The following is a 10,162-nucleotide window of genomic DNA, read 5'->3' on the forward strand; positions in this document are numbered from 1 at the left end:
GAACTCCGGATCGTACTGGCCGAGCAGGTAGTAGGTCAGGCGATCGCCGATCAGCACCACCTTGAGCTCGAGCGGCATCGGCTCGGGCTCGAGCTGCACCGAGCCGGTCACGCCGATGAGCTCGGAGAGCGACTCGATGCGCAGGCGCGCGGATTTGAGCGCGCGCTTGAGGCCCTCCCAGGCGAAGGGCTGGGACAGCAGCTTGAGTGCGTCGAGCATCAGGAAGCCGCCGTTGGCGCGGTGCAGCGCGCCGGCGCGGATCAGGGTGAAGTTGCTCACCAGGGTGCCCATGTGCACCAGGTGGTCGATGCGCCCGACCAGGTTCTGCAGCGTGGGGTGGTCCTCGTACACCATCGGCCGGGCGCCGTCGGCGGGGTTGGCGACGAGCAGGTTCACCAGGTAGCGCTGCACGCTGATGCTGCCGGTGTAGGTCAGCGACTCGCTGTCCTCGTCGGTGTGCGGCGTCGCGCGCAGCGACTCGCCGCTGGCGACGACGTCGGCGAGCACCGCGTCGAGGTGGTCGCACACCTCGGGCAGGTCGGCGTGGCGGGCCTCGAGCTCGTCGATCAGGTGGGTGACGGTGGCACGGATGGCCTCGCGCCCGGCGTCGCGCATGCGGTTCTGCAGCTCGTGCCGCCAGCGCGGGAAATCGCCCATCAGGCGGTGCAGGCGCTCGTGCAGCGCGCGGATGTGTTCGCCGAGCTCGTGCTGGCGCGGCTCGGGCAGCTTCTCGAACTCCTCCTGGGTGAGCGTGCTGCCCTCGCCCTTCATCGGCAGGAAGGCGAAGCCGTGCGGCGTGCGCAGCAGCGCCACGCCGAGCTTCTGGGCTTCGTCGCCGAGGCTGCGCAAGGCGCTCTCCTCGCGCGCCTTGGCCTCTTCCTGCAAGGCCTCGATGCGGTTGCGGTGCTCCTCGCTCTCGAACACCGCGCCGATCGCCGGCACCAGCTCCTCGACGAAACGCGCCAGGTCGTCGCGCAGCGCGGGGCCGCGGCCGCGGCCGCAGGGCAGGCGCAGCAGCCGCGGCTGGGAGGCGTTGGCGAAGTTCCACGCGTAGCACCAGTCCGCGGGTGCGTCGCCGCGGCCGCGCGCGTCCTCGAGCAGGCGGCGCACGAGCGCGTGGCGGCCGCTGCCGGGGTCGCCGAGCACGAAGAGGTTGTAGCCCTCGGCGCGGATGTCGAGGCCGAGCCGGATCGCGTCGACCGCGCGGCCGTGGATGCGGGCGACGTCGAGCTCGGGCAGCTCGGCGGAGGTCTCGATGCCGAGCGACGCAGGATCGCAGCGGGCCACCAGGCGCTCGACGGGCAAGGGGGCCGGCGGCGTGAGCGGAGCGGACATGGGCGCGCCTCCTGCGTTGGTGGTTCTTGTGCGGGGCATCTTAACCCCGCGCTGGGGCAGCCGGCCAAGCGCCGGGGGGAGGCGCGGGACAGGCGTGGGCGCGCGCAAGGGAGGCGGGCGCGCAGGCGAAGGCGAACCGGAGGTGCGCGGGAGATGCCGCTGCGGTGGGCGATGCCCCGTTCACCTCACCCGGAACGGCAGGTTCGCCGTCCCGGCCTTGCCCTCGCGGTCGCGCACGGTGATGAAGAGGCGGTAGGCGCCGGGTTGCGCCGGGGCGGCGAAGCGCACGCTGGCGGCATCGGCGTGCAGCACGCGCACGTCGATGCGTGTCGGCGCGGTCTCGGCGTCGCCGCCCTTGCGCAGGTCGGTCGCCTCGGCGAATACCGCCCACTCGGTGACGAGCGCGGAACCATCGTGAGCGACGGCGTCGATGCCGGCGCCAACCTCCGCGCCAGGCGCGAACTCGTCGGCGCCGATGCCGATGCCGCGGATCCGCGGCGCGGGCTTCGCGACCGGTCGCCCCCAGGCGGCAGCGAGCGCGTCGCTCATCGCGGTGGCGCTGCCGTCGGCGAGCAGCAGGCCGTGCCAGGTGGCGGTCTGCTCCTGCTTGGCGCCCCACAGGAAGGGGAAGACACCGCGGATCTGCGCCTGGCGGTCGAGGAAGACGAGCGCCTCGGTGAAGAAGCGCGCCTTCTCGGTGCTGGTGAGCTCGACCGGCGCGCCCCAGGGCTTGCGTCCGGCCTGCCACTGCCCGAGCGGGCCGAGCTCGGCGATCACCACGGGCTTGGCGATGCCGGCGTCGCGCAGGCGCTGCGGCAGGTCGAACACCGCGCCGGCGTAGACGTTGATGCCGAGCAGCTCCACGTTGGGGCAGCAGCCGGCGAGTGCGCGGAAGGCGTCCATGCCGGTGTCGGCGACCACCATCATCGTCGGATGCTCGGGGTCGAGCGCGCGGATGCGCGCGGCCAGCCGATCCACCGCGCGCCACAGCGGCAGCGGGTCGGCGACGCCGGTCTCGATCTCGTTGCCCACGCCCCAGGCGAGCAGGGCCGGGTGGTGGCGGTAGCGCGCGACGAAGTCGAGCACGGCGTCTTCCTGCGCGCGCACCGCCCGCGCGTCGGCGTAGTCGAAGCCGTGGCGCGGGTGCTCCAGCCACAGCCCCATCACCACCTTCAGGCCGAGGCGCTGCGCCTCGTCGAGCACCCAGGCGTCGGACTGGCGGTAGACGCGCACCACCTGCGCGCCGGCGGCGGCGAGGCCGGCGAGGCTGGCGCGGTCGCCCTCGAAGGCGGCGCCCTTCCATTGCGCGTCCTGGGAGGCGGCGTGGAGCGGCGCCAAGCCGAGCGCCATCACGGCGAAGAAAAAAGTTAACAGGTAGCGCACTTGAAATCCTCGGGACCCGTCCCTATTATTAGCACTCGTTGGCAGTGAGTGCTAACAAGCCTCGATCGATGGGCTTCCGTCCATCGGCAGCCACTGCAGATCCTTTTCTTGCGGACTGGTTCCGCGTGTTTCATCAACCCATACAGTTGAACCTCAGTTAGGAGAGAACTCGATGAAGATTCGTCCCCTGCATGATCGTGTGATCGTCAAGCGCCTCGAAGCCGAACGCAAGACCGCCAGCGGCATCGTGATCCCGGACAGCGCCGGCGAGAAGCCCGATCAGGGCGAAGTCCTCGCGGTCGGCAACGGCAAGATCCTGGACGACGGCAAGGTCCGTCCGATGGCCGTCAAGGTGGGCGACAAGGTGCTGTTCGGCAAGTACGCCGGCCAGACCGTGAAGGTCGAAGGCGACGAGCTCCTCGTGATGCGCGAGGAAGACATCATGGGCGTGGTCGAGGCCTGAGCCTCCCCCGTCCCCATCCACGCTAATCGAAACAATTCCGGAGTTCTGAAGAATGGCAGCTAAAGAAGTCAAGTTTGGTGATTCCGCCCGCGAGCGCATGGTCGCCGGCATCAACATCCTCGCCAACGCGGTCAAGGTGACCCTGGGCCCGAAGGGCCGCAACGTGGTGCTCGAGCGCTCCTTCGGCGGCCCCACCGTGACCAAGGACGGCGTCTCCGTCGCCAAGGAAATCGAACTGAAGGACAAGTTCGAGAACATGGGCGCGCAGATGGTCAAGGAAGTTGCTTCCAAGACCTCCGACATCGCCGGTGACGGCACCACCACCGCCACCGTGCTGGCGCAGTCGATCGTGCGCGAAGGCATGAAGTTCGTCGCCGCCGGCATGAACCCGATGGACCTCAAGCGCGGCATCGACAAGGCCGTGATCGCCACCATCGAAGAGCTGAAGAAGCTCTCCAAGCCCTGCTCGACCAACAAGGAAATCGCCCAGGTCGGCTCGATCTCGGCCAACTCCGACAGCGACATCGGCGACATCATCGCCCGTGCCATGGACAAGGTCGGCAAGGAAGGCGTGATCACCGTCGAGGACGGCAAGTCGCTGCAGAACGAACTCGACGTCGTCGAGGGCATGCAGTTCGACCGTGGCTACCTGTCGCCCTACTTCATCAACAATCCGGACAAGCAGGTCGCCATCCTCGAGCAGCCCTTCGTGCTGCTGTTCGACAAGAAGATCTCCAACATCCGCGACCTGCTGCCGGTGCTCGAGCAAGTCGCGAAGTCGGGCCGTCCGCTGCTGATCATCGCCGAGGACGTCGAAGGCGAAGCGCTGGCCACCCTGGTGGTGAACAACATCCGCGGCATCCTGAAGACCTGCGCCGTCAAGGCCCCGGGCTTTGGCGACCGTCGCAAGGCCATGCTCGAAGACATCGCCATCCTCACTGGCGGCCAGGTCATCGCCGAAGAAGTCGGCCTGACCCTCGAGAAGGCCACCCTGGAAGATCTCGGCCAGGCTGCCCGGATCGAAGTCGGCAAGGAAAACACCATCATCATCGACGGCGCCGGCCAGGGCGAGCGCATCGAAGCGCGCGTCAAGCAGATCCGCGTGCAGATCGAGGAAGCCAGCTCCGACTACGACCGCGAGAAGCTGCAGGAACGCGTGGCCAAGCTGGCCGGCGGCGTTGCCGTGATCAAGGTCGGTGCTGCCACCGAAGTCGAGATGAAGGAAAAGAAGGCCCGCGTCGAAGACGCCCTGCACGCCACCCGCGCTGCAGTGGAAGAGGGCATCGTCCCGGGCGGCGGCGTTGCGCTGCTGCGTGCTCGTGCTGCACTCGGCGAGCTCAAGGGCGACAACCACGACCAGGACGCCGGCATCAAGATCGTGCTGCGCGCGATGGAGCAGCCGCTGCGCGAGATCGTCGCCAACGCCGGTGACGAGCCGAGCGTGGTGGTGAACAAGGTCGTCGAGGGCTCGGGCAACTACGGCTTCAACGCCGCCACCGGCGAGTACGGCGACATGGTCGAGATGGGCGTGCTGGACCCGACCAAGGTCACCCGCACCGCGCTGCAGAACGCCGCGTCCGTCGCCGGCCTGATGCTGACCACCGACTGCATGGTCGGCGAGCTGGCCGAAGACAAGCCGATGGGCGGCATGCCCGACATGGGCGGCATGGGTGGTATGGGCGGCATGGGCATGGGCATGTAAGCGCCCGCCCGGGAGGGCCGGTTCGCCGGACCTCCCGACCGCTGCAATTGAAAAAGGCCTCGCCGGGGACACGTCTCGGCGAGGCCTTTTTTCGTCCGGCGGCGCCGGAACGGCGCGCGCAGCCCGCCTCGGGCAGCCAGCGGCCTGCCTGCCGCCGCGCGAAGCGTGGGATAATGACCAGATTCGGGGAGTAAAAGTCGGTGGGGAGTGCCACGGCCCAGGCGGGCGGGCACTCCCCGGCACGCCGCTGCGCGAAGCAGCCACGTCCCCGAAGACCGAGCAAAAGGAGAACAGCGGAGCCATTTTCTGAATCTCCGCTTACATGCAACTTACAGCCGGAATGCTATGCGTATCCTGTTGGCGGAAGACGATCCGGTGATCGCCGACGGCATCTGTCGCGCCCTGCGGCGCGGCGGCTGCGCGGTCGATCACGTGGCGGACGGCATGGAGGCGGACGCCGCGCTCGCGGGGCAGGGCTACGACCTGCTCATCCTCGACCTCGGCCTGCCGCGCATGAACGGCATCGAGGTGCTCAAGCGCCTGCGCGCGCGCAAGTCGGCCCAGCCGGTGCTGATCCTCACCGCGCAGGACGGCGTCGATGACCGCGTGCGCGGGCTCGACGCCGGTGCCGACGATTACCTCACCAAGCCCTTCGCCCTGCCCGAGCTCGAGGCTCGCGTGCGCGCGCTCACCCGCCGCGGCACCGGTCAGCCGCGCTGCATCGAGATCGGCCAGCTGAGCTACGACCAGGCCGATCGCGTGGTCAAGGTCGGCGGCCAGCTCGTCGAGCTGTCGGCGCGCGAGATCGGCCTGCTGGAGATCTTCCTGCTGCGCGTCGGTCGCCTGGTCAGCAAGGACCAGCTCGTCGACCACCTGTGCGGCTGGGGCGAGGAGGTGTCGAGCAACGCGATCGAGGTGTACGTCCATCGCCTGCGCAAGAAGCTCGAGGACAGCGGTGTGCGCATCGTGACCGTGCGCGGCCTGGGGTACTGCCTGGAAAACCCCGATGCTGCCCCTGCGGCGAAAGTCCAAGCCTGAGCGCTCTCCGCGCGGCGCCAACCCGCCGCGCAAGTCGGGGCCGCCGAACTCGCTGTTCGGCGAGATCCTCGACTGGATGCTGGCGCCCTTGCTGTTCCTGTGGCCGATCTCGATCATCGTCACCCACAACGTCGCCGACAGCATCGCCAACCAGCCCTACGACCTCGCGCTCGCCGACGGCGTGCGCGCGCTCTCGCGCCTGGTCGAAGTCGAGGACGGCGACGTGGTGGTGCGCTTCCCGGCGCCGCCGCGCGCCTTGTTCCGCGCCGACCAGGACGACGTCGTCTACTATCAGGTGGCCGACGTCAATGGCGTCACCGTGAGCGGCGACGCCGAGATCCCGCCGATGCCGACCTCGTCCGCGCTGGACGGCGAGGACGTGCAACTGCGCGACGCCATGATCCACGGTGAGGAGGTGCGCATCGCCTGGCGCTTCGTGCGCCCCGATCCTGCGCAGGCCGACCGCTTCGTGCTCGTGCAGGTCGCCGAGACGCGCAACAAGCGCACCGACCTCGCCTCGCGCGTGGTCACCGGGGTGCTGCTGCCGCAGTTCGCCATCATCCCGCTCGCGGTGGTGCTGGTGTGGGTGGGCCTGAGCCGCGGCATCGCGCCGCTCAACCGGCTGCAGAGCCTGATCCGCCGCCGCCGTCCCACCGACCTGTCGCCGGTCGAGCCCTCCAGCGTGCCCGAGGAGGTGCGCCCGCTGATCATCGCCTACAACGACATGATGGCGCGCCTGGAGGAGAACCTGCAGGCGCAGCAGCGCTTCATCGCCGACGCCGCGCACCAGATGCGCACGCCGCTGACCGGGCTCAAGATGCAGACCGACCTCGCCATGCACGAGAGCGACCCCGACCAGCTGCGCCAGTCGCTCACCCGCATCGCCGAGAGCACCGATCGCGCGGCGCACCTGATCAACCAGCTGCTCTCGCTCGCGCGCGCCGAGGCGAGCTTCGAGAAGCTCTACGCGGTGGAGACGGTGGACGTCGACGCGATCGTGCGCGAGGTGGCGCTCGAGCTCTACCCGCGCGCGCAGGCCAAGCAGATCGACCTCGGCGTCGAGGCGGGCGACCAGGCCCTGCGCGTGGAGGGCAACCCGGTGCTGCTGCGCGAGATGCTCAAGAACCTGGTCGACAACGCGATCAAGTACACCCCGCGCGGCGGCAGCGTCACCGCGCGCACGCGCTACGCCGGCTCGCCGGTGTTCGAGGTCGAGGACAACGGCCCGGGTATCCCCGAGGCCGACCGCGAGCGTGTCTTCGAGCGCTTCTACCGCGTGCTCGGCAGCGGCGTCGATGGCTCCGGCCTCGGGCTGCCGATCGTGCGCGAGATCGCCGAGCTGCACCGCGGCACCGTCACCCTGGACGCCGGCCCGGGCGGGCGCGGCACGCTGGCGCGCGTGGTCTTCCCGCGCAGCCACCTGCAGCCGCCGGCGCGCGTCCAGGGCGATCACGACGCACTCGGCTGAGCGCGTGCGGAGTCCTTCTGAAACTCGTCTGAAACTCGTTTTGCGAAACCCTTTGACAAGGGAAAAAGACTGGCTATAATGCGGACCTCGTTGGCCAGTTAGCTCAGTTGGTAGAGCAGCGGATTGAAAATCCGCGTGTCCGTGGTTCGATTCCGCGACTGGCCACCAGATTCCCGATGGGCCGACCGAGTGTCGGCCCATTTGCTTTGCGGCGTCAATTTGCGGCCAGAAGTCGCTGTTCCGGCTCAATTTTGGGGCGCAGCCGCGGTGCTATAATCCGCCTCGCTCCGTCCACCCCCCTCCCGCATGCAACTCTTCGCCCTCGGCTTGAACCACCACACCGCGCCGCTCGCCATCCGCGAACGCGTCGCGTTCCAGCCCGAGCGCATGGGGCAGGCGCTGCACGATCTGGCTCATACGGATTCGGTGCGCGAGGCGGCGATCCTGTCGACCTGCAATCGCACCGAGCTCTACTTTGCGGCCGAACAGCCGCAGCACGCCGCCGACTGGCTGGCGCGCTTCCATCGCCTCGCGCTCACCGAGGTCTCGCCCTACCTGTATTCCTACCCGCAGCGCGACGCGATCCGCCATGTCTTCCGGGTGGCGAGCGGGCTCGACTCGATGGTGATCGGCGAGCCGCAGATCCTCGGTCAGGTCAAGGACGCCGCGCGCTACGCCGAGGAGGCGGGCACCCTGGGCGTGCTGCTGCACAAGCTCTTCCAGAACACCTTCGCGGTGGCCAAGGAGGTGCGCTCGACCACCGCGATCGGCGCCAACACGGTGTCGATGGCCGCGGCCGCGGTGCACCTGACCGAGCGCATCTTCGAGCGCGTCTCCGACCAGCACGTGCTCTTCATCGGCGCGGGCGAGATGATCGAGCTCTGCGCCGCGCACTTCGGCGGCGCGCGCCCGAAGTCGATGACGGTGGCCAACCGCACCGAGGAGCGCGCCAAGGCCCTGGCGGACCGCTTCGGCGCCGGCACCATGCGCATCGACCAGATCGGCGACGCGCTGCCGCGCTTCGACGTGGTCGTCTCCTGTACGGCCGCGCCGCTGCCCATCGTGGGTCTGGGCATGGTCGAGCGCGCGGTCAAGGCGCGCCGCCACCGCCCGATGGTGATGGTCGATCTCGCCGTGCCGCGCGACATCGAGCCCGAGATCTCGGAGCTCGACGACATCTTCTTGTACACCGTCGACGACCTCGCCCAGGTGGTGGAGGCCGGCATGGAGTCGCGCCAGCAGGCCGTCGTCGAGGCCGAGCAGATCATCATCACCCGCGTCGATGGCTTCCTGCACTGGATGTCGGCGCGCGAGACGGTGCCGGTGATCCGCTCGCTGCGCGAGCATGCCGAATCCCTGCGCCAGGCCGAGCTCGAGCGCGCGGTGCGCCTGCTCGCCAAGGGCGAGGACCCGCAGCGCGTGCTCGAGGCGCTGTCGCACGGTCTCACCAACAAGCTGATGCACGGTCCCACCCGCTTCCTGAACCAGGCCGAGGGCGAGCACAAGGTCGAAGCCGGCCGCGTGGTGCGCGAGCTCTTCAACCTGTCCCGCGACCCCCACTAGCCGCACGGCTCCGCCGGCCGCCGCCCGCGGGCGGCGCGCGCGCGTCCGTCTATCGCCATGAAGCAGAGCATCCGCGACAAACTCGAACACCTCGCCAACCGGCTCGAAGAGCTCGACCGCACGCTCGCCTCCGAGGAGGGCGCGCGCGACATGAACGCCTTCCGCGAGCTGTCGCGCGAGCGTGCCGAGATCGAGCCGGTCGTGATCCTGTACCGCGAGCATCGCCAGGCCGAAGCCGACTGCGCCACCGCGCGCGAACTGCTCGCCGACCCCGAGATGCGCGAGCTCGGCGAGCTCGAGCTCGCCGCAGGCGCGGCGCGCATCGAGGCGCTGGAGGCCGAGCTGCAGCGCGCGCTGCTGCCGCGCGACCCCAACGACGAGCGCAACCTCTTCCTGGAGGTCCGCGCCGGCACCGGCGGCGACGAGGCCGCGCTGTTCGCCGGCGACCTGCTGCGCATGTACACCCGCTACGCCGAGCGCCAGCGCTGGAAGGTGGAGATCGTGTCGGCGAGCGAATCCGACCTCGGCGGCTACAAGGAGGTCATCGCCCGCGTGGTCGGCAACGGCGCCTACTCCCGGCTCAAGTTCGAATCCGGCGGCCACCGCGTGCAGCGCATCCCGGTCACCGAAACCCAGGGCCGCATCCACACCTCCGCGTGCACCGTCGCGGTGCTGCCCGAGGCCGACGAGGTCGAGGCAGTGGACATCAACCCGGCCGACCTGCGCATCGACACCTTCCGCGCCTCGGGGGCGGGCGGGCAGCACATCAACAAGACCGACTCGGCGGTGCGCATCACCCACATCCCGACCGGCATCGTCGTCGAGTGCCAGGACGATCGCTCGCAGCATCGCAACAAGGCGCAGGCGATGGCGGTGCTCGCCGCACGCCTGTACGACGCCCGGGTGCGTGCGCAGCAGAGTGCCGAGGCCGCGCAGCGCAAGAGCCTGGTCGGTAGCGGGGACCGCTCCGAGCGCATCCGCACCTACAACTTCCCGCAGGGGCGGGTGACCGACCACCGCATCAACCTCACCCTGTACAAGCTCGACGCCGTGATGCAGGGCGAGCTCGACGAGATCGTCGACGCACTCACCCTCGAGCACCAGGCCGAGCTGCTCGCGGCGCTCGGGGAGGACGCTTGATGAACCCCGCTGCGCCGCCCGCCGACGCGACCGACATCGCCGGCGCGCTCGCGTGGGCGCGCGCCCGCAT

At 69.5% G+C, this 10,162-nt stretch carries 8 protein-coding genes and 1 tRNA gene; 7 read left to right on the plus strand and 2 right to left on the minus strand.

Annotation, left to right across the window (positions count from 1 at the left end):
• Together C667_RS15845 and C667_RS15850 are read right to left on the minus strand one after the other, a co-directional pair.
• Positions 1–1,335, minus strand: a 1,335-nt coding sequence (locus C667_RS15845; protein WP_004369076.1) for an AAA family ATPase, incomplete at its 3' end; no start/stop codon positions are given.
• A gap of 180 nt (positions 1,336–1,515) precedes the next feature.
• Positions 1,516–2,718: a glycoside hydrolase family 2 TIM barrel-domain containing protein gene (locus C667_RS15850; RefSeq protein ID WP_004369078.1), complete on the minus strand. Its 1,203-nt coding sequence runs from the start codon at positions 2,716–2,718 to the stop codon at positions 1,516–1,518.
• 172 nt (positions 2,719–2,890) lie between these two features.
• On the opposite strand from C667_RS15850, the gene groES reads away from it, so the two are divergent.
• From groES to prfA, 7 genes are all read left to right on the plus strand, one after another.
• The gene (gene groES, locus C667_RS15855) at positions 2,891–3,181 is read left to right on the plus strand and encodes a co-chaperone GroES (RefSeq protein ID WP_004311482.1); all 291 of its coding nucleotides are present in this window, start codon (positions 2,891–2,893) and stop codon (positions 3,179–3,181) included.
• A 52-nt stretch (positions 3,182–3,233) separates the two neighbouring features.
• Positions 3,234–4,883: a chaperonin GroEL gene (gene groL / locus C667_RS15860; protein ID WP_004369080.1), complete on the plus strand. Its 1,650-nt coding sequence runs from the start codon at positions 3,234–3,236 to the stop codon at positions 4,881–4,883.
• A 345-nt stretch (positions 4,884–5,228) separates the two neighbouring features.
• A complete protein-coding gene (locus tag C667_RS15865) occupies positions 5,229–5,921 on the plus strand; it encodes a response regulator transcription factor (RefSeq protein ID WP_004369083.1) in 693 nt (230 codons plus the stop codon).
• Positions 5,890–7,389: a sensor histidine kinase gene (locus tag C667_RS15870; RefSeq protein ID WP_004369084.1), complete on the plus strand. Its 1,500-nt coding sequence runs from the start codon at positions 5,890–5,892 to the stop codon at positions 7,387–7,389. The genes C667_RS15865 and C667_RS15870 overlap by 32 nt, the downstream gene beginning before the upstream one ends.
• 92 nt (positions 7,390–7,481) lie before the next feature.
• Positions 7,482–7,557 (plus strand) — tRNA-Phe (locus tag C667_RS15875).
• Positions 7,558–7,695: 138 nt separating this feature from the next.
• Entirely contained in the window at positions 7,696–8,952 is a 1,257-nt protein-coding gene (gene hemA, locus C667_RS15880) for a glutamyl-tRNA reductase (RefSeq protein ID WP_004369086.1), read from the plus strand.
• A 57-nt stretch (positions 8,953–9,009) separates the two neighbouring features.
• Positions 9,010–10,092, plus strand: a complete 1,083-nt coding sequence (prfA, locus tag C667_RS15885; protein ID WP_004369088.1) for a peptide chain release factor 1 — start codon at positions 9,010–9,012, stop codon at positions 10,090–10,092.
• The last annotated feature ends 70 nt before the right edge of the window (positions 10,093–10,162 follow it).

Origin of the sequence: Thauera phenylacetica B4P, from assembly GCF_000310225.1 — a bacterium.
In the GTDB taxonomy this organism is placed as follows: Bacteria; Pseudomonadota; Gammaproteobacteria; order Burkholderiales; family Rhodocyclaceae; genus Thauera; species Thauera phenylacetica.

What these genes read in the sequence shown, in the direction of transcription:
- hemA (WP_004369086.1), top strand. Translation starts at nt 7,696, where the DNA reads ATGCAACTCTTCGCCCTCGGCTTGAACCACCACACCGCGCCGCTCGCC.
- groES (WP_004311482.1), top strand. Translation starts at nt 2,891, where the DNA reads ATGAAGATTCGTCCCCTGCATGATCGTGTGATCGTCAAGCGCCTCGAA.
- prfA (WP_004369088.1), top strand. Translation starts at nt 9,010, where the DNA reads ATGAAGCAGAGCATCCGCGACAAACTCGAACACCTCGCCAACCGGCTC.
- C667_RS15870 (WP_004369084.1), top strand. Translation starts at nt 5,890, where the DNA reads ATGCTGCCCCTGCGGCGAAAGTCCAAGCCTGAGCGCTCTCCGCGCGGC.
- C667_RS15865 (WP_004369083.1), top strand. Translation starts at nt 5,229, where the DNA reads ATGCGTATCCTGTTGGCGGAAGACGATCCGGTGATCGCCGACGGCATC.
- groL (WP_004369080.1), top strand. Translation starts at nt 3,234, where the DNA reads ATGGCAGCTAAAGAAGTCAAGTTTGGTGATTCCGCCCGCGAGCGCATG.